The 23,160-nt window shown below is 46.4% G+C and carries 24 protein-coding genes, 1 tRNA gene and 2 pseudogenes; 21 read left to right on the top strand and 6 right to left on the bottom strand.

Annotated features, from left to right (window positions below):
- Nucleotides 1-11: 11 nt before the first annotated feature.
- The 3 genes from ACTQ52_RS00785 to ACTQ52_RS00775 all read left to right on the top strand — a co-directional run bounded on the left by ACTQ52_RS00785 (nt 12) and on the right by ACTQ52_RS00775 (nt 1,542).
- Entirely contained in the window at nt 12-782 is a 771-nt protein-coding gene (locus ACTQ52_RS00785) for a GntR family transcriptional regulator (RefSeq protein WP_410043083.1), read from the top strand.
- 179 nt (nt 783-961) lie between these two features.
- Entirely contained in the window at nt 962-1,186 is a 225-nt protein-coding gene (locus ACTQ52_RS00780) for a hypothetical protein (RefSeq protein ID WP_441981497.1), read from the top strand.
- 283 nt (nt 1,187-1,469) lie between these two features.
- Nucleotides 1,470-1,542, top strand: a tRNA-Ala gene (locus tag ACTQ52_RS00775).
- Between the two features lie 141 nt (nt 1,543-1,683).
- On the opposite strand, the gene ACTQ52_RS00770 is transcribed toward ACTQ52_RS00775, so the two are convergent.
- Together ACTQ52_RS00770 and ACTQ52_RS00765 are read right to left on the bottom strand one after the other, a co-directional pair.
- Complete coding sequence (locus ACTQ52_RS00770; protein WP_441981496.1) at nt 1,684-3,180, bottom strand: glycosyltransferase; 1,497 nt, start codon at nt 3,178-3,180, stop codon at nt 1,684-1,686.
- 407 nt (nt 3,181-3,587) lie between these two features.
- The gene (locus ACTQ52_RS00765) at nt 3,588-3,833 is read right to left on the bottom strand and encodes a BrnA antitoxin family protein (RefSeq protein ID WP_441226556.1); all 246 of its coding nucleotides are present in this window, start codon (nt 3,831-3,833) and stop codon (nt 3,588-3,590) included.
- Between the two features lie 286 nt (nt 3,834-4,119).
- On the opposite strand from ACTQ52_RS00765, the gene ACTQ52_RS00760 reads away from it, so the two are divergent.
- The 12 genes and pseudogenes from ACTQ52_RS00760 to ACTQ52_RS00705 all read left to right on the top strand — a co-directional run bounded on the left by ACTQ52_RS00760 (nt 4,120) and on the right by ACTQ52_RS00705 (nt 11,053).
- Nucleotides 4,120-4,431 (top strand): helix-turn-helix domain-containing protein, encoded by a 312-nt coding sequence (locus ACTQ52_RS00760; RefSeq protein WP_441226555.1) that lies wholly within the window; start codon nt 4,120-4,122, stop codon nt 4,429-4,431.
- 3 nt (nt 4,432-4,434) lie between these two features.
- Nucleotides 4,435-4,908 (top strand): ImmA/IrrE family metallo-endopeptidase, encoded by a 474-nt coding sequence (locus tag ACTQ52_RS00755; protein WP_441226554.1) that lies wholly within the window; start codon nt 4,435-4,437, stop codon nt 4,906-4,908.
- A 17-nt stretch (nt 4,909-4,925) separates the two neighbouring features.
- Complete coding sequence (locus ACTQ52_RS00750; RefSeq protein WP_441226553.1) at nt 4,926-5,447, top strand: DUF4417 domain-containing protein; 522 nt, start codon at nt 4,926-4,928, stop codon at nt 5,445-5,447.
- Nucleotide 5,448: 1 nt separating this feature from the next.
- Nucleotides 5,449-5,844: a hypothetical protein gene (locus ACTQ52_RS00745; protein ID WP_441226552.1), complete on the top strand. Its 396-nt coding sequence runs from the start codon at nt 5,449-5,451 to the stop codon at nt 5,842-5,844.
- Nucleotides 5,831-6,103 (top strand): hypothetical protein, encoded by a 273-nt coding sequence (locus ACTQ52_RS00740; RefSeq protein WP_441226551.1) that lies wholly within the window; start codon nt 5,831-5,833, stop codon nt 6,101-6,103. The genes ACTQ52_RS00745 and ACTQ52_RS00740 overlap by 14 nt, the downstream gene beginning before the upstream one ends.
- A 274-nt stretch (nt 6,104-6,377) precedes the next feature.
- Complete coding sequence (locus tag ACTQ52_RS00735; RefSeq protein ID WP_441226550.1) at nt 6,378-6,713, top strand: hypothetical protein; 336 nt, start codon at nt 6,378-6,380, stop codon at nt 6,711-6,713.
- A gap of 98 nt (nt 6,714-6,811) precedes the next feature.
- Nucleotides 6,812-7,295, top strand: a pseudogene (locus ACTQ52_RS00730) (NADAR family protein).
- Nucleotides 7,296-7,477: 182 nt separating this feature from the next.
- Complete coding sequence (locus tag ACTQ52_RS00725; protein WP_441226549.1) at nt 7,478-8,659, top strand: restriction endonuclease subunit S; 1,182 nt, start codon at nt 7,478-7,480, stop codon at nt 8,657-8,659.
- A 128-nt stretch (nt 8,660-8,787) separates the two neighbouring features.
- Nucleotides 8,788-9,057 (top strand): annotated as a pseudogene (locus ACTQ52_RS00720) (virulence RhuM family protein); the annotation flags it as partial.
- A gap of 17 nt (nt 9,058-9,074) precedes the next feature.
- Complete coding sequence (locus ACTQ52_RS00715) at nt 9,075-9,173, top strand: hypothetical protein (protein ID WP_441226578.1); 99 nt, start codon at nt 9,075-9,077, stop codon at nt 9,171-9,173.
- 88 nt (nt 9,174-9,261) lie between these two features.
- Nucleotides 9,262-10,230, top strand: a complete 969-nt coding sequence (xerA, locus tag ACTQ52_RS00710) for a site-specific tyrosine recombinase/integron integrase (RefSeq protein ID WP_441226548.1) — start codon at nt 9,262-9,264, stop codon at nt 10,228-10,230.
- 172 nt (nt 10,231-10,402) lie between these two features.
- Nucleotides 10,403-11,053, top strand: coding sequence for a type I restriction-modification system subunit M N-terminal domain-containing protein (locus ACTQ52_RS00705; protein ID WP_441981495.1), 651 nt, complete (start codon nt 10,403-10,405; stop codon nt 11,051-11,053).
- Between the two features lie 401 nt (nt 11,054-11,454).
- On the opposite strand, the gene ACTQ52_RS00700 is transcribed toward ACTQ52_RS00705, so the two are convergent.
- From ACTQ52_RS00700 to ACTQ52_RS00685, 4 genes are read right to left on the bottom strand one after another with little or no spacing between them, the layout of a single operon-like run.
- On the bottom strand, nt 11,455-14,511 hold the full coding sequence (locus ACTQ52_RS00700; protein ID WP_441981494.1) for a type I restriction endonuclease subunit R: 3,057 nt from the start codon (nt 14,509-14,511) through the stop codon (nt 11,455-11,457).
- Nucleotides 14,512-14,514: 3 nt separating this feature from the next.
- Nucleotides 14,515-15,741: a restriction endonuclease subunit S gene (locus ACTQ52_RS00695; RefSeq protein ID WP_441981493.1), complete on the bottom strand. Its 1,227-nt coding sequence runs from the start codon at nt 15,739-15,741 to the stop codon at nt 14,515-14,517.
- Nucleotides 15,734-17,521 (bottom strand): type I restriction-modification system subunit M, encoded by a 1,788-nt coding sequence (locus ACTQ52_RS00690; protein ID WP_441981492.1) that lies wholly within the window; start codon nt 17,519-17,521, stop codon nt 15,734-15,736. The genes ACTQ52_RS00695 and ACTQ52_RS00690 overlap by 8 nt, the downstream gene beginning before the upstream one ends.
- Nucleotides 17,511-18,857, bottom strand: coding sequence for a transposase (locus tag ACTQ52_RS00685; RefSeq protein WP_441981491.1), 1,347 nt, complete (start codon nt 18,855-18,857; stop codon nt 17,511-17,513). The genes ACTQ52_RS00690 and ACTQ52_RS00685 overlap by 11 nt, the downstream gene beginning before the upstream one ends.
- Nucleotides 18,858-18,948: 91 nt before the next feature.
- Between ACTQ52_RS00685 and ACTQ52_RS00680 the strand changes: the two genes are divergently transcribed.
- The 6 genes from ACTQ52_RS00680 to ACTQ52_RS00655 all read left to right on the top strand — a co-directional run bounded on the left by ACTQ52_RS00680 (nt 18,949) and on the right by ACTQ52_RS00655 (nt 23,085).
- Nucleotides 18,949-19,257 carry a hypothetical protein gene (locus tag ACTQ52_RS00680; RefSeq protein WP_441981490.1) on the top strand — a complete coding sequence of 103 codons (309 nt, stop codon included), beginning with the start codon at nt 18,949-18,951 and terminating at the stop codon, nt 19,255-19,257.
- Between the two features lie 160 nt (nt 19,258-19,417).
- Nucleotides 19,418-20,035 carry a hypothetical protein gene (locus ACTQ52_RS00675; RefSeq protein ID WP_441981489.1) on the top strand — a complete coding sequence of 206 codons (618 nt, stop codon included), beginning with the start codon at nt 19,418-19,420 and terminating at the stop codon, nt 20,033-20,035.
- Nucleotides 20,036-20,178: 143 nt separating this feature from the next.
- Nucleotides 20,179-20,382, top strand: a complete 204-nt coding sequence (locus ACTQ52_RS00670; protein WP_187565918.1) for a hypothetical protein — start codon at nt 20,179-20,181, stop codon at nt 20,380-20,382.
- Nucleotides 20,375-21,814, top strand: coding sequence for a DEAD/DEAH box helicase (locus tag ACTQ52_RS00665; RefSeq protein WP_441981488.1), 1,440 nt, complete (start codon nt 20,375-20,377; stop codon nt 21,812-21,814). The genes ACTQ52_RS00670 and ACTQ52_RS00665 overlap by 8 nt, the downstream gene beginning before the upstream one ends.
- A 53-nt stretch (nt 21,815-21,867) precedes the next feature.
- Nucleotides 21,868-22,278: a gp33 family protein gene (locus ACTQ52_RS00660; protein WP_441981487.1), complete on the top strand. Its 411-nt coding sequence runs from the start codon at nt 21,868-21,870 to the stop codon at nt 22,276-22,278.
- A gap of 60 nt (nt 22,279-22,338) precedes the next feature.
- Nucleotides 22,339-23,085, top strand: coding sequence for a hypothetical protein (locus tag ACTQ52_RS00655; protein WP_441981486.1), 747 nt, complete (start codon nt 22,339-22,341; stop codon nt 23,083-23,085).
- Nucleotides 23,086-23,160 lie beyond the last annotated feature (75 nt).

Raw genomic sequence — 23,160 nt, 5'->3', positions numbered from 1 at the left:
GAGAATAGCCGATGCTGGATCAGAATACGTCAATTCCGTTATACGAACAAATGAAAATTTCAATCAGGAGAGACATTGAAAGAAAAAAATATGCACCGGGAGATCGTATGCCGAGCGAGCCGGAGCTGGAAGAGCAGTACCGTGTCAGTCGAATCACAGTGCGTAGAGCGATCAAAGAGCTGTGCGATGAAAATGTACTGATCAAACGACAGGGGAAGGGAACGTTTGTGATAGGCGAAGAAAACAACGCGGCCAGACTGGATCAGGAAACCTTAGGCTTTCACGAGTCAATTCGACGAAATGGAAAAAGCGCAAGATCGGAAGTTATAAAAAAAGAGATTATCAAGGTTAAAAAGGAGTATGCCGGTGATTTGGAAATCGATCCGGACGATGATGTAATCTTTTTACAGCGGGTCATGTATGCGGATAAAAAGCCGATTATGATTGACAACAGTTATATTCCGCTTAAACGTTTCCCTGGAATTTTCGAAAAATTAACAGAGGATTTTTCGCTAATTGAGATACTGGAGAAGGACTATGGCGTGAAGCCCAAAAAGTATTATCGGGTATTAAAGGTTCGGAAAGCAAATGAAGAGATGAGCCGGCTGCTGAACTGCCAGCTGGGTGATCCTGTCTTTGATCTTTTTAAACTGACCTTTGATACACGTGACAATGCGCAGTATATCTCCATATCGTTACTGAATGGAGCAGATACATACTATGTGATGTCCAATGATGCCGGAAATGAAATCAAGCATAGTGGCTTAAGATGGAAAGTATAGATTCACCGATTTAAAGTGGCCTCCGTTTAGGAGGCTGCTTTTTGTTACTGGTGCGAAAACTTCGGGCTAAGCCCCAGGGAAATGCGAAGTATATATTCACTATAAAACATGTTATAATGTACATAAGTATGTCCGGTGCAGGGACAGAGAGCTATACGGCTGCGCCGATGGGGGACGTGATGAGGTCTGGAATTCGTAATTTCATTATGAAAAACTGTTTTTTATATAAGCGCAGTACTCTAAAATATCATACGCGAACATTTTTTACACTGCTGCTCTGTATGTCGCTGTTGCTCACGCTGAGCGCGGGCGCGACGCCGGTCTATGCAGAGCAGACGAGCGCTGCGACCGCAGCGCCGGCATCCGGCACCGAAACATCGCCGCCGCCCACGCCGCCGGCATGAACGGCCACCTCGCGAAGACGATCGACATGGACGAAGTCGTGAAGGTCATCTGCCGCGTTTTAACGGGCTCTGACCCTATGAAGAAAAACTTGCAGAATTCTTAAGCCGGTCGAAAGGGGGTCAGACCCCTCTCGGATTCAGGTAGGCATCCTCGTAACGTCTTAAGCCGGTCGCAAGGGTGGTCAGACCCCCTTGCGAAACGGGGCGGTTTGACTGGACGTGCAAAATCTGAAAAAATCAGTTCCGTTTCAGCTTTTTCTGCGCTATAATATACAGCTGTAGCGGGGACATAGCTCAGTTGGGAGAGCGTTGCGTTCGCAACGCAAAGGTCGCGGGTTCGAATCCCGTTGTCTCCATAGAGTGGATCGTATTCGAAGCATCGGATACGATCCTTTTTTTATGATGATGTTTCGGCCCTCCACATCATCACTCCGCGCATGCGTTGTGCCTCGCCGCAACGCACTCTGCCGCTCGCTGACTCATCGTCAGCCACATCCTCACTTCTGCAGTATCTGTTTTTCGTTCTCCTGCACGCGCCGCTCGAGCGCTGTATACTGCCGGAGCTCGTTCTCCGTAAATCCCCGGAACTTCGCCTGCTCGTAGTCGCGCTCCGCGGCCGCGATATCCTGCAGCACTGCATCCGACGCCGGCAGCAGCTCGAGACGGATCTTCCGCGGCTCGCGTTTTTTCTTCGTCATTCCGTCCGCGTCTGCATCCTGTGCCTCGCCACGCTTTCCGAAAAGACCAGTCGCCTCGGCTATTTCCACCACGTCACGCCGTTTCCTCGGCACGTCGACCACCTCGAGCATCCCGCGTGCGACCAGCTTCTGCAGCGCGCTGCGCAGATCCCCGCGGCTCATATGCATCAGCTCCGCAAGATCCTTCCGGCTCAGCGCCTTTCCCGCATCCTTTCGATCAGTCGCCTCCACGGCATCTTCCCGCGCCGGCATCTGCGCTTCAGCCCCTCGAGCGAGCGCCTTTCCCGCGTCCTTCCGATACAGCAGCAGCGACAGCTCCGCCATCGTCATATCATACTTCAGCGCCACCGACTCGAGATAGCGCTCGAGCAGCTTCCGGTCCCGGTACTTCTCCACGATGATCCCATCCTCCGAAATCACCTCCTGCAGCGCCTGGCTCCGCTCCTCACCGAGCTTCTGCGTCCCCGGAATCGTCGCCGGGAACACGAAACCATCCTTCGCCGCATCCACCAGAAAATGATAGACCTGCAGCCGCTTCCGCTCATACGCCTCCTCATCCAGCACATGCTTGAAGAAGTCGTTGTAGCACTCGAACATCGCGAGCTTCATCTCCACCGTCCGCGCGAAGCTGATCTTCTGATTCACCAGTGAGCCCTTCGTCTTCACATAATAGTAGACCGGCGTCCGCAGCGCATAGAACGTCGTCGCATAGCGCACATACTCGAGATTAAACAGGAAATCCTCGCACCAGCTGAGCTTCGCATCCATCCGGATCCCGTGCGCCTCCACGAGCGAGCGCCGGTAGAGCTTATTCCACAGCACCCCATAGTAGTAGTCCGCCGGATTCTCCATCATAAAGCCCACGAACGCTTCACGCCCGATCACCTGGTCAGTGTCAATGTCTCCTTTCCGCGACACCATCTTTCCGACGACACGATAGAAGTCCGCGATCACCATGTCGCAGCCCGTCTCCTCGGCTGCCCGCACCATCAGCTTCGTCGCATCCGCTGTCAGCCAGTCATCACTGTCCACAAACTGCAGAAACGTCCCCCGCGCCCGCGTGATCGCCTGGTTTCGCGTATCCGACACCCCCGAATTCTCCTTATGCACGACCACCACGCGCGCATCCGCCCGCGCATACCCGTCGCAGATCTCCCCGGACCGGTCCTTACTTCCATCATCCATGAGGATCAGCTCGAAATCCCGAAACTCCTGATTCAGAATACTGTCCACACAGCGCGCGAGACTCTTCTCCGTGTTATACACCGGCACGATGATACTGACCTTCGGCTCCATAGGCACCTCCATCAAAAAACTACTTCTAGTTGTACCATAAAACCCTCCCGCTGACACTCGTATATTTCTGCTCACTTTCCCTAGGCTCATGCCTCCGTCCTCCACCTCCTTACGTCGCGCTCACTCATCCGCGCCCGCCACCTTTCTTATGCCAATGCCTCCGCCCTCGATCTACTCACTCCGCACCCTCCACCTTCTTTCGCCTCCTCGCGCCGCGCGGAAGCACGGATTCCCTCATGAAAGTGTAATGAAGTATCATTTATTCGCTCATGAAAGTGGCAGAGCACAAGAAAAACCGCTTAACTCAGATGTCGTATTTCTAACAAAGTCCTGGCGCTAAAAAACAGATGAACGTGTTAAACAGAAAAATGATCGGTGAAATCACAAATTGTGACTTCATCGATCATTTAAGATACGCTCTTTTTCCAAACCACTTCTGGCTGGCGATGATTCTTTATACAATCGCACAGATACAGATTGATCAGTGTCTGATATGGGATGCCGATGGCAGCCGACTGATCCTTGAAATAGGCCACGACTTTCTCATCCAGATTAATGGTTACCTGCTTCTTAAGCGATTTTGCATACGGATTTTTTGCCGCCTTACTAAAATCAAACTCTTTCTCTAAAAACTCATCTCTTTCGTTCGTCATTCCCTACTCCTTTCATAGCCTGCTCTTTCAGTTGTCGTAGCCTTTCTGGACGAAATAATACGAAAGCCCTCCTATAATTATAGTGTAATTATACGTCAACCAGAAACGGATCGCTTTTTTGAAACCAAAATGCATTATTGCGAAGTATATGGGCGAATCTGCATCTCCGCAGACCATGGTTTTGACTGTGCAAAAAGTTTTCAAAATTTGCGCTTGACGATTTGGCAAGTCAGAAATAGAATTATATTAGGCTGAGTAATGAAGCTTGGCAAAAGGAGGGAAGATTATGGGCAAGGAGTTGGGAGAACGAATATATGAAATGTTGCAGAAACAGGGACTTCAGCAAAAGGAACTGGCAGAACGAATCGGTATCACGGAAACTGCTATGTCACGTTATATTTCCGGAACGAGAGAACCTAAACCTGATGTGATTGCTAATATGGCAACTGCATTGCACACAACATCAGATTATCTCCTGGGAATTGAGAATGATGAGTTCAATTATCATCATGTTCGCCGTATGATCGCAAGAAATGCTTCTTCTATGACGGATCAGGAAAAGAAAGCTCTGATTGAAGCACTGTTCGGGGAGGCGTAAGGATTGCCAATCAAAATATCGAATCAAAGATACGAAGAAATCAAGCGTATCGTCGTAAGAATGTTTGTAAAATACGGAGTATCTTGCGTGCCAATTAACGGTTTTGAAATCGCACATAAGATGGGGATTAAAGTTATTCCTTACTCAGCCATCGCTCCAAGTAAGCGTTGGCTTCTTATTAAAAAAAGCGAGGATGGCTTTTCGGTAGAAATGGATAACGGTCAGTGGTACATATTCTATAACGACGAGAAAGATTATGGGCGTGTAAATCATACCATTATGCACGAGCTCGGTCACATTGTTCTTGACCACACGGAGGATAGTGAGTTGGCAGAAAAAGAAGTGAAATTTTTTGCCAAATATGCACTTGCGCCACCCGTTCTTATTCATAAGCTCAAACTGGATGATCCGGAAAGCATAGCACAGATATTTGAAATAAGTTATGAAGCTGCATGTTATGCTTACTTCCATTGGTGAAAAAGCAGGCACTCGATGTGGATAATCTGGCGCTGATAGCGTGTTCTGATACGAAATCAAACGATTCATCTGTGAATACGCAGAAAGGAGTTCATTTTTTTGTAGACGATTACCGATTCAATGGAATCTATAACAATCCAGAAAAAACTTTGGCAAAATACGCTCAATACTCATTTCTTCTTACGCCAGATTTTTCAACGTATGCGGACATGAACTTGTGGCGCCAGATGGAAAGCGTTGCAAAAAACAGATGGTGCGGAGCTTATTGGCAGAGCAAAGGTTTAATAGTTGTGCCGACAATCAGCTGGAGCACACCAAGTAGTTATGATTTCTGCTTTGATGGTGTGGAGAAAAACGCTATCGTTGCTATTGGGATGATCGGCTGTAAGCATGATCGCCTTAACTTCATGTGTGGATATTATGCTATGTTAGAAAGGATTCATCCCGAAACCATTATCTGCTTTGGAACGCCGTTTCCAGAGATGAAGGGAAATATTGTCACCGTAGACTATAGTACTTCACGGAAGGTGGTGCGTTGATATGGGTGGACGTGGATCTTTTGCGGCTGGAAATAAAGTTCCTTATAGCTATAAAACCATCGGAACGATTGATGGAGTTAAAGTATTAGAGGGTATTTCGGGTAAACATGGTTTGCCTGAAGAAGCGCATTCAAGTGTGGCTTATATCAAGCTTAAGCCAGATGGAACATTCCATGAAATGCGATTTTATAATGAGTATCATTATTTAACAACGGAGATTGCATATCATCCTGAGCCGAATTTGAATAATGGAAATCGTACCGAAAGTATTCTTCATGTACATGAGTATCCACAGCAAAATAATTTTCTGGTACGCCCGGCGCATCGAATTACAAAACAGGAATACCAAAAATATAAGCGATTCTTTAAGGGGGTGCCTGAAATTGAAAAATGGTAATGTTCGTGAGTTTGTTGATCATATTTACTACGGAGATGAACTTTGGTTCCTATATGAAGGGAAAAAATACTTCCTGGAAGGGTGGATGAACGACGGCAGACTTGATTTGTGCTTATACGAAATGGCAGACAATGGAGAAAAGTACATTTGGAAGGGGAGTGCAACGCAGTATCCGGTTGAAGCGTTTTTAGAAGCCAGAATCTGGAACGGAAAATCTTTCTGGGATGCCGAGCAGGATATGGAATGGGTAGATGCTTAAATAGTAATCTGTGATAATATGGATAATCGACTTCATATTTACCTCTATAGCGAGTATTAAGCCTGTCGTGGCAGAAAAATAATTTGAGGTCACAAATTATGCCCTCAGATTATTTTTCTTTTGAGGTTCCAGTCTGGAACCTCAAAGATGTTTGATTAAAGATAGATTTGAAGGCGCATACAGTTGAAGCAGTGAAGTCACAAATTGCGACTTCACAGAATTCCATTTTTCACTCTGACCAGGAAGGTGGTCGCAGGAAACAGGAGGATAAAGCATGGTAGGAAAATATAAAGTTATTACGCTCTGCGGCAGCACCCGCTTCAAAGAGCAGTTCATGGAGGCCCAGAAGCGGCTGACGCTCGAAGGCAATATTGTCATCAGCGTCGGCCTCTTCGGCCACGCCGGGGACCAGGAAGTCTGGGACGGCATGGACGAGGGCACCCTCTCGAAAACGAAGGAAATGCTCGACGACATGCACAAACGGAAAATCGACATGGCCGACGAAATCTACGTCATCAACGTCGGCGGCTACATCGGCGACAGCACCCGCTCGGAAATCCAGTACGCCGAAGAGCACGGGAAAACCATCCGGTACTATCAGGAAGTATAATCAGATAGCTTGCGGAATGTAAAAAATTTTGTCGCAGAACCGCGATATGATCATAGTGCAGAAGAGCATCTGCGTCAGATAGACAGGAGGAACGGATTATGAATACACAGCAGATCATCGGCTTTCACAACCCGGATGAGGAATACGGATATTTGAGTAACTGGTATCGGTCGGATTTCGAAAAGGACGGCATCCGGTTCTCTTCTATGGAGCAGTACATGATGTACCAGAAGGCGCGCTGCTTCCGGGACGAGAAGGTCGCCGCAGAAATCCTGAAAAACCGATGACGTCGGCCGCATCAAGGAACTGGGCCGCCAGGTTTCAAACTATGATGAAAGCAGATGGAACGGCATGCGCCAGATCCTCGTATACGAAGGCCTCCTCGCGAAGTTCGAGCAGAACGAAGACCTGAAGGTCCAGCTCAAATCCACCGGCGATTCCATCCTCGCAGAGTGCGCCGTCAAGGACCGCATCTGGGGCATCGGCTTATCGATGAAGGACCCGGACCGGCTCGACGTGAAAAAGTGGCGCGGAACGAACCTGCTGGGATACGCACTCATGATCGCAAGAGAACGGGTGTGAAGGGCGAAAATCCAGATACCAATATAAATACGTATTTGACGATGTATAGATATGAATAAATGCAGATCAAAATGCGCAGAATATGAGCACTTATAGGTATTTAATCAACACTATATAAAAATACGTCTATTATTTTGGAGAGATGCTGGATGGTAAAATTGATATTTGTAGGGGATGAATAGATGGCTAAACTTATAGAGATAACTGGAAAAGCATTATCTGGAGAGTGGGGGACTGATGATAAAACTGGAGATGGAATACCGGTACTCAGAACTACAAACTTTACAAACGAGGGCGTAGTCGACTACCACAATGTTGTCACAAGGACAATCGCTAAGAAAAATATTGAAGAGAAGTATCTTCGTTTAGGGGATATTATCATTGAAAAATCCGGTGGAAGCGATAAGCAGCCCGTTGGAAGAGTGATATATTTTGATGGGCTGGAAAATACATATCTGTTTAACAATTTTACCGGACTATTAAGAGTGAAGGAACCAAATCTTTGGTTCCCTAAATATGTGTTTTATTCTCTATATGGTAATTATCGAAGAGGTGGAACAAGACCATTTGAAAATAAGACGACGGGTCTTCATAACTTAAAAATAGATGATTATGTTTCAAGATATGAAGTACAAGATAATTCTTTTGAAAGGCAAATTGAGATAAGTGCTCATCTGGATAAATTGTATTCAATAATTAAGATGAGAGAGGAAGAGCTAATTAAATTTGACGAACTCGTTAAGGCCCGATTTGTCGAGATGTTCGGAGATGAAACGAACCCGTATAACTGGCCTGTGGTTAATGTTGAAGAGGTTGCAAATGTATCTGTTGGAGTAGTCATCAAACCAGCTCAGTATTATACAAATGCAGAGCATGGGGTAAAGGCTTTTCGGTCGCTTAACATTGGACCAATGACAATCAAAGATGGTGACTGGGTGTACTTCTCCCGTGAAGGAAATGTTAAGAATGCAAAATCACAACTGAAAGAAAATGACCTATTGATAGTCCGGTCTGGAGCTCCGGGGACAGCATGTGTGGTGCCGAAACAGTATGAGGGCTGCAATGCTATAGATATTATCATCGCAAGGCCAAATACAGAACGAATTAACCCGTATTATCTTTGTACATACACCAACATGCCTCATGGCAAGAGACAGATTGAAGAGGGAACCGGAGGTGCAGCGCAACAGCACTTCAATGTTGGAAAATACAACAAGCTCCGGCTTATGCTCCCACCAATGGACCTTCAAAAAGAGTTTGTAGAGTTTGTTGCTCATGTCGACAAATCAAAAGCTGCAGTACAGAAGTCTCTAGATGAAACGCAGGTGTTATTCGATTCGTTAATGCAGAAATATTTTGGATAAAATACGGGTATCAGTGGAGTTGGGACAGATTGGTCGGTGATTTACCTCCTTTATGAAGGAGGATGCGAATATATGTCTGACTTTGATAAGTACATGCTGAAATTGGCAGAAAACGAGGTGGAGTGACCATGGAACGCTGGGAGAATGAGCAGAACATTTCTGAAATGATGATTTATACCACAGAGGATGGCTTGACAAAGATCGAAACGACCTTCGATGGAGATACCGTTTGGCTTTCCATTGACCAGATGGCGGAGCTGTTTCAGAGAGACAAATCTACCATTTCCAGACATATCAAGAATATTTTCGCTGAGGGCGAATTGAAGCGAGAAGCAGTTGTTGCAAATTTTGCAACAACTGCCGCTGACGGTAAGACCTATCAGGTGGATTACTATAATTAGATGTCAAGAACTACCTGAATGAGAAAGAACTTCGGGCGATGGGACAGCTTGTGTCTGGCTATCTGGATTTTGCAGAACGGCAGGCAGAACGGGTTATGACTATGCAGGACTGACCGAGGATATTTATTTGCAAATACAGGTATCAGTGGAGTTGAGGTAGATTGGTCGGTGATTTACCTCCTTTATGAAGGAGATAAATCCATGGAAGAGAAGATTGTTGTTATCATCAACGCGATGGCGGAAGTGCTGAATGCATCACAGCTTCGGAAATTGCAGGAAGTGCTGTTAAAGGAGCTGGCTGCCAATGAAGCTGTTCAGCAGACCACGTCAAATGAAGAGTATCTCCAGATGTTCCTGAATGCGAAAAAGATTGAGGGCTGCTCCGAAAGGACGGTCCAGTATTACCAGGTGACAATCAAGCATTTTCTTCGTGCGATTGAAACAAAAGTTCAGAAGATATCTACCGAAGAGATACGACAGTATCTGGTGGATTATCAGGGCATAAATGACTGCAGCAAGACGACCGTCGACAACATTCGACGAAACATATCGAGCTTCTTCTCCTGGCTGGAGGAGGAAGACTATATTTTGAAAAGTCCGATGCGGCGTATCCATAAAATCAAGGCAACGAAAATCGTGAAGACCATCATTTCGGATGAGGATATCGAAAAGCTCAGGGGCTGCTGTCAGCATGCAAGAGACCTGGCCATCATCGATCTTCTGTATTCGACGGGAATTCGAGTCGGCGAGTTGGTGCGTCTGAATCGAAAGGATATCAATTTTAATGACCGGGAGTGTATCGTTCTCGGTAAAGGTGATAAGGAACGAAAGGTTTATTTCGATGCGAAGGCAAAGATTCATCTGCAGGAGTATCTGGCGATGCGCTCAGATAATAATGAGGCACTGCTGGTGACACTGGATGCGCCGCATGTTCGATTGAAAATCAGCGGCGTGGAGATACGACTCCGAAACCTCGGAAAGAAGGCAAAGGTGGAGCGGATTCACCCGCATAAGTTCCGAAGAACGATGGCCACCAGAGCCATCGACAAGGGAATGCTGGTGGAGCAGGTGCAGAAGCTTCTAGGGCATTCGCAGATTGATACGACCATGCAATACGCAATCGTAAATCAGAGTAACGTAAAGGAATCGCATCGTAAATACATCGCGTAGAAAGGGGAGCACTTCGGAGAAATAGACTTTTACTGTTGATGATTCACCATCCCTCAACTTGTAATTGCTAGAGGCACGACAAGCCAGATTTATAGCTAAAACCAGGCCGACAAATATCATTTTGGCGATTTGATAGATTCGATTATAATTAGAGGAAAAGAAGGAGATCGAGATGGTTACAGGAGCGATTAAAAATAAAGTAGATAAGATCTGGGATGATATGGCTGCGGGCGGAGTGACGAATCCGCTTACCGTGATCGAGCAGCTGACGTATCTTATGTTCATCAGGTCTCTGGACGAGAAGGAGCTGGAAACCGAGGCGTTTGAGAATATGACGGGCAGTCAGATGGAGCATATTTTCCCGGCGTCGGCAGTTGGGCAGTCCATGCGCTGGAGTAAGTTCAAGGATAAGGATGCCAGCACGATTTATGAGACGATGTCGCAGCGGGTTTTTCCGGCCATCAAGAAGATGAAAAACGGCCATCTTCCGGACTTCGATGCGACGGGTGAGATGCAGCCGGTCATCGAAGGCGATGATGAAAATGGGGACAAGACGGCATTTGCCAGATATATGGAAGATGCGATGTTCCTGATTCCGACGCCGCAGGTGCTTCAGAAGGTGATCACCGGCCTCGATGATCTTTACGAGCATGATATCACCGATATGGATATGCAGGGTGACCTCTATGAGTACATGCTGGGTAAGCTGTCAACGGCGGGAAGAAATGGTCAGTTCAGAACGCCTCGGCACATCATCAAAATGATGGTAGAGCTGATACAGCCGACACCGGATGATGAAATCTGCGATGAAAGCGTTGCGTGATTGATACAAAGTTTTCCGCTTGCATTCGTTAAGGTGAATATAAACACAGGAAGATAACGGCTTTCTGACACTAAAGAGTGTGCAGATGGCTTATTTTTTTGTCCGAAAACCGAAATGGCAGCAGTGGAGCAATCAGGATGCCCGGTGTATAGATGAGGAAATGCACACCCTCGTAACGATTTATACATTCCGTAACGATGAATAGGATATTTCGTTATGAGGGTATGCATTGTCGTTCTACGAGCTGGATGAAGATGATTAAAAAAGTTCGAGAACAGTCTGTTTCCAGTATGACCGAAAATGTTACTGATTATTATGGCGAGGAAGGTTTGTTCTATCGGTGGTAGAAAAGGACTTCCAGCGATTATGCCAGAAGTCCTTTGATTGGTGTTTAGCGTGATTTACTTCAGATCGCCGTGAAGTTCCCTATAGAGCCTCTCGGCGAGCGCCTGTTGGATAATTCGATATTTTTCTGCATCGAGGAACAGCTGTTCATATGCCTCTGTATTCTCCATATAGGCCTGCTGTGCAGTTGTGTCAAATATACCGGGGAAAATGCTCCGTTCATACACCTGACGGTCATTGCTCTTAGCGGCTTTCTTGACCTTGGCATCTTTGCGCATCTTCGTATAAAGCGTATCTACCATGACGCGGTCAGCGTCCGTGAAGTCACCGAAAAATTCCTCGTTGATTTTGGCGATGATTTCATCGAGTGGACTGAGTCTGTCTTTTTGCCCGCCTGCGCGTTTAGGCTGAGTCGGCTTCCATGAACCGGGTGTTGCTTCCAGTTCAATTGCTCCCTCGTAGGTCTTCTCAAGGCGGTAGTACTCCAGTTTCACACGATTATCAAGGTCAAACGGCTGCGTTTTATCAGAGGGAAGCAGTTTGGCAAGGTAGGAGCAGAGGATATATTCTTTATGCAAGTCCTTGTCAAACATTCTCGTAATCTGCGAAATGTAGTTATACCACTTCACAAATGCACGAACTTCTCTGCGGAACTGATACCGTTGCTCTTGGTTCAGCAGATTGTACTTGTCTGCGACCGGTTTGAGGATATTAGAAATTTTGCCCTGTGTCGCGTTTGCTTTACGGATATCGGGGTCGAAGTAAATCTGCGATACTGCTTCAATATCCGCATCGGTATAAACTTTGAAGTCATGAAGGATTTTCTGAGTGGTATAAATGAGGTCAAAGTTAATTTCTTCGTCCAGGCTTGTCTCTTGATAGAACTGCTGGAATGCCTCGCGGATATGATCGACATCGTTCACAAAGTCAAGGACATAGGTATCAACCTTGCCTGGATAGGTTCTGTTGAGACGGCTCAATGTTTGGACAGCTTTTACATCCCGCAGTTCCTTGTCTACAATCATGGTATGCAGGAGAGGCTCATCAAAGCCGGTTTGGTACTTTTCTGCAACGATAAGGATATCTCCTTCATCATGAAATACGCTCTTGGTTTGACTTTCCTTCACTCGATTTCCGCTTTTGTCCACATTCATGGAGCTTTCGGTGTATTCCGGACTGTTAGGATCATCCGGGTCTTTCAGGCTTCCGCTGAATGCAATCATGATCTCAATATCGTCATAATCGTTCTGTTCCAAATACCGCTTGATTTCGTGGTAATATCGGACTGCCGCAAGACGGGAGGCTGTTACAACCATCATCTTTCCGAGACCGCCGATTTTGTGCTTGGTAACATCACGGAAGGTTTCTACGATAATAGCAGCTTTCTGCGCAAGGTTATGAGGATGCAGCTCCTCATAGCGGCGGATGGTACGCACGGCTTTAGAGGTCGGCACATCCGGGTTATCCGGCACATTTTTGGCAATCTGATAGCACATCTTATAAGTGGTATAGTTCGCCAGTACATCCAGAATGAATCCCTCCTCGATAGCCTGTCTCATCGAATAGATATGGAAGGGATGGAATGAGCCGTCCGGCTGCGGTTCACCAAAAATTTCGAGGGTCTTGCCCTTTGGTGTGGCCGTGAAAGCAAAGAAGCTAAGGTTCTTGTGTTTGCCTTGGCTGAGCATATCCTGTACAAGAATATCCTTTGCCTCAACCTCATCAACCGTTTTTTGCTCCAGCTCGGCATACTCTTCAAGAGCATCCGAAACATCTGCAAGTGCAGCTTTCAACTTCATGGCGGATTGTCCGGTTTGGCTGCTGTGTGCCTCATCCACGATAATTGCGTAGTGCTTGCCAACGGCAGACTGTACCTGCTCATAAATTACCGGGAACTTCTGCAGGGTAGTGACGATGACACGCTTACCCTTGTTGATGGCATTTAATAAATCTTTCGAGCTCTTCTTGTCATCAATGGTTTCCACACTGCCAAGAGTATGGTCAAAGCCGGAAATGGTGGCCTGAAGCTGCTGATCCAATATGCGCCGGTCGGTGACCACAATCACGCTGTCATATACAGCTTCATTGTTGCTGTCATGGAGGCTCGCCATGCGATATGCCGTCCATGCGATAGAGTTGGATTTGCCGGAGCCTGCACTGTGCTGGATGAGATAGTTGTGTCCGGGACCGTTCTCTCGGACATGGCGCACCAGCGCCCGAACAACATCCAACTGATGATAGCGTGGGAAGATGATCTTCTCGGTCTTCTTGATGTTGGTGGAGCCGTCCGGCATGATTTCCTTTTTCTCGGTCTTCTCATAGCTGATGAATTTCTGGAGAATATCCATCAGTTTATCTTTCTGAAGAACATTCTCCCAGAAGTAAGCTGTCACATAGCCACCTGTTGGATTTGGAGGATTGCCTGCTCCGCCGTCTCTGCCTGCACCGTTGCTGCCCTGATTAAAAGGCAGAAAGTTTGTCATGGGGCCTTCGAGCCGCGTGGTCATACACACATCATAAAGATCACAGGCAAAGTACGCCAGAATTCGCTTGTTGAAGCCGAACATCGGCTCCTTGGGATTTCTGTTATAAGCCCACTGCTTTTTTGCATCGTCTATGGACTGTCCCGTAAGCTGATTTTTAAGCTCGATTGCGATAACCGGGATGCCGTTGATTGCAAGCAGCATATCAATGCTGTTTGTGTTTTGCTCGGAATAATGCCATTGTCTGATGCATTGGCAAATATTCTTTTGATAATTTGTTACGGCGAGGTCATTCAGTTCGGACTCTGGCTTGAAGTAGCACACACGGAAATTAATTCCGCGATGCTTAAAGCCGTAGCGTAGAACAGAGATCAGCCCGTCCTGTGTCACAGCGTTCTCAAAGGACTTATAGAACTGGCGCACCGGGTTAATGGTACACATCCGCTCAAAACGCTTCCACGCCATAGGCTGGGTACTCTTGATAAAATCAGTCAGTGTCACGATGTCAAGGTTCATGCCGCGGCTTTCTTCGCTGCGGAGTCCCGCATCCGTTGCCTTTGTCCAGCCGCCCTCTTCCGAAATGAGATAGGACTCGATGAATTCTTCAAATGTTTTTTCACTTTCGTTCATGGGTCACACCACCTTTCGCTTTCCGGTTACTGTTTCGTATATAATGGACCGCTTATACTGTTCGAGTTCAGCGATTAGTTGAATCTGCTCGTTTTCCAATGTTTCTATACTATCGCACCGTTCATCAAGAAAATCAGCGATTCTTTGTTGTTCTGATTTGTCGGTGGTATAAGGATAAATATAGTTCTGGATATTTTTTCTGTCGAGAGTGGGAACAGCAGTTTTAGTGCTTAAATACTCCATATCAAGTGACATCAAAATATAATATATATATTTCGGCACATTGTCATACATTTCTTTTACATAGATTGCGGTGTTGTGAACCCAAGCATCGCAATCATAATAATTGACTTTACCAACACTCCCGCTTCTTCCAATAGTTATGCATGGTTTTCGTACAGTAACCTCGTTGTGGTAACCAATAATGCCGTTTGATCCGCATACTGGAATTTCGCCATCAATAAAAGATTCTTTTGGCAAATCGTATCCTCTCTGCAAAACAAACAAATGCTTCAAAGATGCGAGTTGCCAATTACACGGCATAGTACCGATATACTTTAATCCACTGTCTTTTACCTTAATTGTTTTGTTAATTCCCTTAGTGACTGCTTCGAAAATAATCGCCGATTTCCACAGAGAAAAATCCTTTATCGTTGCCTTCGCTTCTGAGACAAGCGCATCTATAAATGCACATAACTGATCAAGATATTCAACAATAGCATCCTGTTCTTCCTGCGATGGGATAACCACACGCAGTTCCTTTACCTCATTATAGTTCAATCCCTGGCGGACACCGGACCCCATGCCATAAAAGCCTTTCTTGAGGTCAAAGGCGTGAATAAGATAGTACAGATATCTGGATTGCGCAGGATTGATTGGACGCAGTGTGGTGTATGCCGAGGTAATGATGCCGCGCTCCGTGGCTTGCCCGACACGCAGGCTGGTGTGGTCGTTCTGAAGGTCGGTCAGACGAAGAACGATATCCCCAGCTTCAATGATGTTATAACCATCAAAAGAAGCTGGCAGCAGACCGTCATTGGTATTGATGTCTTTACGTTTAATTTTTCCATAGCTAAGAGACAACAGATTTTGTTCCTGCAGGTCTTTGTTCTTGTTTTTTACCTGGGTCACCAATTGGTAAAGGGTATAAAGACTCCAGTGGGAAGGTACTTTCCCAATCCACTTGATGCCGCTATCTTTCATGTCTGTGTATTGAACGGCATTACTCATTCTGCCCACCTCCGAAAAGTCTGTGTAATTTTTCCATCAGGCTATGCTCGTGCGCTTCAATACGCTTGGCGATATCATCAGCGGGTTCCATCTCCAAATATTCATAGAAGGTCTTTGTGAACGGGATTTCATAGCCGACTTTCGTTTTGGACTTGTCGATCCATGCGCCGGGGCGGTACGGAAGAACCTCTCTTTCAAAGTATGCATCCATATCCTCATCCAGAGGAATGGTTTCGGTGTCCCTCTTGGATGTGTCTGCGACAGGCTTACCTTTCTTGAGAACGGGTTCGCCATCATCGCCAAGAACAGGGCTTTCCACCGTGATTTTGTTATATCCGAGAGCAATAGAATCCATGCGCTTGCTTTTCACTACAATGATTTTGCCATCACTGATTTTCTTTTCATAGGTCTTGCTGTCATAATCGCCGTAAGCCTCGATGATGAGATTGCGGCAGGTTTCCGTGATATCAACACGCTTGTTGCCGATAGGCTTTCTGCGCTGCTCAAAACATCTGCTTGCATCGACCAGCAGGACGTGTTCACGATGGGATACAGGCTTATCCTTCGTGATGATCCACACATAGGTGGCAATGCCTGTGTTATAAAAGCTGTCGTTCGGCAGTTGAACGATGGCGTCAAGCCAGTCATTTTCTATAATGTATCTTCTGATTTCACTCTGACCGCTGCCTGCATCTCCGGCGAAGAGAGAAGAGCCATTCTGAATAATCGCCATGCGTCCGGTATCCTTCAGCTTGGCGATACCGTTTAGCATGAACAGCATCTGTCCATCAGACTTAGCGGGAAGGCCGACTCCGAATCGTCCTGCATCGCCTTTTTTATGCTCCTTCTCCACGTCCGCAGCCTCGCGTTTCCAGTCGATACCGAAGGGCGGATTGGAAATGCAGTAATCGAAGGTGTATCCCGTGAACTTATCATCATTCAGCGTATTGCCGAACTGCATATTGTCGGGATCTCCGCCACGGATAAGCATATCCGCCTTGGCAATACCAAAGGTGAACGGATTGATTTCCTGACCGTAGCAGATGATCTCTGCCTCGGCGTCCAGAGCCTTAATCCGTTCCTCCATGCAGGTAAGCATCTGGCTTGTGCCCATTGCCATATCGTATACGGTCTTAGCAGGAGCCTCCGGGTCGGAGAAGTCCGCTTCCATCGTCAGCATATCGCACATCAGATAAATGATGTCGCGGCTGGTGAAGTGGGCTCCGGCTTCCTCGTCATAGCTCTCCGAAAATCTCTGGACAAGATTCTCAAATACATAGCCCATGTCGATTGCGGAAATTTTGTCAGGACTCATGTCTGCATTATCTTCGCAGAAATCGCTGATGACCTGATAAAGCACACCGGCGTCATTCATGCGGTCAATCTGATTGAAGAATCCCATATTTGCCAGTATGTCGATGACATTATCAGAGAAACCGTTGATAAATGACTCGAAGTTTGCTTTGATATTTTCCGGGTCAGTTTTCAACCGTTCAAAGGTAAAAGGACTTGTGTTGTAGAAATGGTAGCCTCCGGCCGCCGCACGAAGAAATCCGTCTTTGACAGCGAGGTGTTTGATTTTTTCATAAGTTTCCAAGACTTTATCATGTGTGGGAAGTAAGCAGTCGTGGAAACGCTTGATTACAGCCATCGGAAGGATGACCAGTCCATATTCGTGGGGTTTATATGCACCAAAGAGAGAGTTTGCAACATTCCAGATCAAATTTGCTTTTTCTTGGATATTGATGCCTACCGCTTGGATTTTGTCGTTAGAGTCCATATTCTCTTGCCTCCTTGATATTTGCCGTTATTTCATTCATATTTTGTGTTAATCGACTTGTATGAATTCCAAGCCGATATTTGGCTTCATTTTCTTCTATGGTATCGTGGCTGATGGTCAAGAAGCATCTTGCTCTCAGCACATCGAATATGCAGTGTGGCATTCCTTTGAATGCCTCGCAGACTGCTTGTAAAGCTGTCGGATAGAGGTCCGGCGGCTTTTCTTCTGTTCCTTTGTAGTCCCTGATTTCCTGATCGAACAGATCAATCACATCTACAAGTGTGGCAAATTCTGTAAGATTATCGGGTATGTTATGTGCCCAATTACTCAAGGCGTCATACGTCCATTCGCTATCCATCAGTTCCATCAGTGCCTGGTGTTGATTATACGCCCCCTTTAATCTTGGTCGGCTTTCCATTCCATCTTCAATCTGCTTGCGCTGAAAATCATTCTGCAGACGCTTATTCGGTATGGACAACACAGCATCTTTGAATTTTACAGGAAAGCGTTTCCCATCCTCATGTATGATTTCGAGCATAGCATCTCGAGCATAGCGGAGAATACACTCATCCGTAACGACCAAATTGGCACTTGGAAATGCGATTGCTGCTGCACTGCGAATGCTGTCAACGGGATCGATATATACGGTATCAACTTCATTCGTGTCCAAAGTGCGGAGAAAAGTAAGCACTGTTTCTTCCGAAGAATCTCTTAGAATATCAATGCAATACACACCATCTTCCCTTAAGGCAAAAACAATCGGGTGTGTTTCGCGGAAGAAGACAGCTTCCATAATACCGAGCTTCTTCGGAGTGCTGACTGGCAGTAATAGAGATTCTCTATATTGAATTCTTCTACGCATGATCGGTCCGATAGATGCGGTCGATGCGGGAACGCCAAAATAATCACACACTTTCTTATACGAAAAGCGAAAGGTGCCATCAGCCAGTTCATCTGACAGCCGGTTTGTGTATCGGCAGCCTTTGCCACTGAAGTTAATGGGCTCCGGAAATACACTGTTATTACAACCATCGCAGCGGAGGTATGTCTGATAGAAAGTTAAGTCGAATACGCGGAATTTCCGTTTTGTCTCCGCATCATCATGAGGATCATCCTCCCACAAGATATCTTTGAATGTCCTTTTTACGACCTTAGAACATCTCGTCTTAGTAGAACCGCAGGCAGGGCAAGGCAGTTTATCATCTGAGAAATAACGTTTGTGGATGGCATAGTAATGACTGTCGGTGCTGGTCTTAAGCACAAGCAGGTCGGTAATGCCGAGTGCTTCGGTCATAGACTTGGATACATCTGCTTTTTTGTATCGTTTCTTTCCCAATGGTACACTCCTCCTATTTTTAGATCATACTTTATAATACCACCAAAAAACGAACAAATCAAGTGTTTATATTGTGATATGCCACCATAATATGAATGCTGCAATTTCAATTAAAATGTACAAACTGATAAAATCAGAGTATGAAAAAGGGCTGCATAGTCAGGAAGGAGGAACCGCTATAGAAGAAGGATTTAGAGAAATCAGAAACAGTGATAACAGACTGCTCTGCATGGCAAACGATAGTACGGGTGAAGTTGAGACGCAGGGTCCACATCACTCATCCTATATTTTTTACATTCCCGTTGGTGGAACATTTACAGTCGTTCGGGATGATCTCAGGTCACTGGTAACCAGAACAGCCACGGCTTTTACCGTGGAAGATTATGCACTCGCCGCTTGATGCAGCAAAAAAATCAAATAGTTGAATCCGCAGAGCTGCATGACGGCCTGGATATAGTTCAAACCCATTATGGGTGAACTTTATCCAAGCCGTCTTTCTTTGTCTCTACGGATAAAAACGGCTCCTGCGGATTCTAACGAATCTGAAAGGAGCCATTTTCATGCAAAGAAACAAGGATTCAAAGAAACGAAAAAGCAACTATAACCCTAACCGTGCCTGCTATCTGACAGCAGACGGAAAATATTACTGTTTCGAGATTTTAGACATCGATACAGGTCGTATGATCACGCAGAAACTCGAAGTCGGTAAAGATTTGTCGAAAAAGTGGACAATTTTTCTTGATGAATTTGACCACGACATGGATTTGCAGGATCGCTATGAGAGCGAACAGCGTGACCCATTGTTTGATACCAAGATATCAAACTATAAGGCTGACCCGGATAACGAGGATGCGGTCGATCCGTGGGACACGCTTGCCGACAAGAGTGGTAATCCTGAAAATATCTTATTTTCCGAGCCGGAGCAGGAGAATCCTCAGGTGGCACAGGTGCGCTGCATCATCAACGAGGATTGCACCGAAGCACAGCAGGAGCTGTTCTATAGCCACTTCGGTGAGGGTACACAGCTTGAGGAGATTCGCCAGACCGAAGCCGAGCAGACAGGAAAGCTGCCATCCTCCCAGGCAATGACCAACCGCAAAAATAAAATCATCGACAAGGTCGCTAAGTCCTTTGGTGTGGAGCGTGTGAAACGTCGTAAATCCGCTAAACAGGATTGAGCCATGACCGGCGGCAGATCCAGAGGTCGGAGTCCTCCCCGACCTTCCCTCTTTAGAGAGTTGAATTTTTCGGTAGTGAGTGAGGAAGGAAATACATCCATCCTCCGCTGCAAAGCAGATCGGATAAAAAGGAGGACGAATCTATGAGATTAAAACACAAAGTGCGTATCAATATCGCAGACAAAAACGGAAATAAGCAGGAAGTCCTGCAGAGTGAACACAGGAGCATTCCGAAAAAGCTGCTCACCTTTCTCTTTGGAGATTTCTGTGAGGTTCTTGTTCTGACACCAGGTGAAACCGTGCAGGGCATCGAGATCAAGGAAATGAGAGGTGAGAGCCATGAGTGAAAATATTGAACTGATGATGCCAATTAAGGCTGCACCGTATGAGCATCAGAAGAAGGCTTTTGCATTTGCCTGCGATAAATTCGGAGTCTTTGATAACCAGCTTAAAAGCCGTGGCACAGCCTTACTTATGGAAATGGGAACTGGGAAAACGATCGTAAGCATCGCCATTTCTGGTTGCATGTATCAATACGGAAAGATCAACCGTGTGCTGGTGGTTGCTCCGCTTTCCATCCTCGGTGTCTGGGAAGAGGAATTTGAAAAATTTGCAGATTTTCCTTATTCGCTGACTGTTCTGAAAGGTACGGCGGCAAAGAAAAGGAAGCAGCTGACTAAACTGCCTGACAAGGGATTGCAGATTGTAGTAGTGAATTACGAGAGTGCCTGGAGATTGGAAAAGGAGCTGATTACATATAACGCTGATCTGGTGATTACGGATGAAGCGCACAAGCTGAAAGAAAACCGCTCAAAACAGAGTCAGGGAATGCAGCATATCGGAGATAAGGCTCGTTACAAGCTGTTACTTACGGGCACGGTCATTACAAATCGTGAACTGGATGTGTTCTCTCAGTACCGTTTTCTCAATCCGCAGATATTCGGCACATCGTTTTATGCCTTCCGCAATCAGTATTTTGATATGGGCGGCTACGGCAATCACACACCAATCTTCCGTAAATGGATGACGGACGATTTTCTGCGGAAGCTCCACTCGATTGCGTTTCGTGTAACGAAAGCGGAGTGCCTTGACCTCCCTGCTATCACCGAAGAAGTGCGTACCGTGGAATTAGAGAAGGATGCGGCAAAGTTCTATGAAAGCATCGAATCGGACAGCTATGCGGAAATGGACGATTCCGAAGTTACGACTGCAAATATTCTTATCAGGATGCTCCGCTTGTCACAAATCACAGGCGGGCATCTGACGGATGATGACAGCGTGGTAAATACAGTAAGCCACGCCAAGCTGGATGCTCTCTCGGATATTATCGACACTGCGATGGCAGAAGACAAAAAGCTCGTTATTATGGCACGCTTTGTGCCGGAGCTGGACGATATCCAGGAGCTTCTTGAAAAGAAGAAAATCGGCTACGCTGTTGTGCGCGGCGGTGTAAAAGATCGTGACAGCGAAATTCACCGTTTTCAGTATGACGCAAAGTGCCGTGTATTTGTGGGGCAGATTGCGGCAGCAGGACTGGGCATTACGCTGACTGCAGCAAGCACCATGATCTTTTACTCGCTTGATTATTCAATGTCGAATTTTGAACAGGCAAAGGCTCGTATTCACAGAGCCGGGCAGACAGAAAACTGTCATTATATCTATCTCGTCTGCAAGGATACGGTTGACCGCAAGGTGCTGTATGCACTGAGAAAGAAAATCAACCTGGCAAAAATGCTGGTCGATGATTACCGCCAAGGAAAAAATCCATTCAAAAGCTGAAAACTCCGAGGAGGTTGAATTTTTCGGTAGTAAGTGAAAGGAGGTAGTCACCGATGGAAAATACAAAAATTTTCGAAATGGCTGACAGGCTCAAGACTCTGCAGGAACAGAAGAAAGACCTCGAAGCGCAGATCAAGGCTCTGGGCGCAGAGATTACGGAGCTTGACCTTCAGCTCTCTGATGCCATGACAGAAGCCGAACTTGACCGCTTTTCCAGAAACGGCAGCACATTTTACTTGAAGAGCAGATTGTTTGCATCCCCGGCAGCAGGCTGCAAGGATGAGATGATGCAGGCTCTAAAGGAAAACGGATATGGCAGCCTGGTTACGGAAACGGTCAACGCAAACACCCTCGCATCCTTCATAAAGGAGCAGCGGGAAATCACCGGCGAGGAAGTTCCCACATGGCTTAGCGAAACCGTCAGCACTTATGAAAAAGTGTCGGTCGGTATCCGCAAATCGTAAGTGTGCGAAGCACGCTGCAACAACGCAAATCACAAATCATTTTACAGGAGGACATAGATCATGTCAGATAAGAATACAGAAATCGCAGTGAACGAAGGGTTCGCTGTACTTGCAAATCAGAATGTATTGAACGAGGCTTTGGCAGATGATTGCCAGGGACTGGAATTTTCCTTTGACCGTGTGAAGCTGCCTGCGGGCGGCGGTACGGCATTTGAGATTCCGTCTGCCGAGGGCGAAGATTCCGAGATGGCGAAAGACATCACCGGAGTCATTGTATATAACCATCCTGCCTATGCTTATTATCACGACAAATATACCGGCGGGAATAATCCTCCAGACTGCGGCTCTTTTGACGGGGTAAACGGAATTGGAAATCCTGGCGGGGATTGCCAGAACTGTCCGTACAACAAGTTCGGCAGTGGCGATGGGCAGAGCAAGCTGTGCAAGAACAAGCGTATGCTATACATTCTGCGCGAGGGTGAGTTGTTCCCGATCACCATTTCCCTGCCGACCGGGTCACTGAAATCCTTCACGAACTATGTGAAGAGTCAGCTTTCCCGTGGACGCAAACTGAACCAGGTGGTAACCAAAATCACGCTGAAGAAAGCGACCAATGCATCAGGCATTGCATTCTCCCAGGCGGTATTCGGTTTTGTGCGTATGCTGTCCGCTGAAGAGCGTGCGGCGGTGGCAGGGGTAACGGATACGGTCAAAGCATATGCGGCAAACCTGACTCCGGCATCCCTTATCGATGATGAGCCGTTGGTTGACCCTGAGACCGGTGAGATTATTGAACCTTTGAAGTAAGCAGAAAAATACGAAATAGACCGAAATGCCCGGAGAGTGCGAAGCTCTCCGGGTTAATCCCATAGGAGAATATAC

Source organism: Oribacterium sp. Sow4_G1_1 (assembly GCF_052116105.1).
Lineage (GTDB): Bacteria > Bacillota > Clostridia > Lachnospirales > Lachnospiraceae > Oribacterium.
The sequence above is the reverse complement of the archived record's forward strand: the minus strand, read 5'-3'. Positions and strand labels throughout refer to the sequence as shown.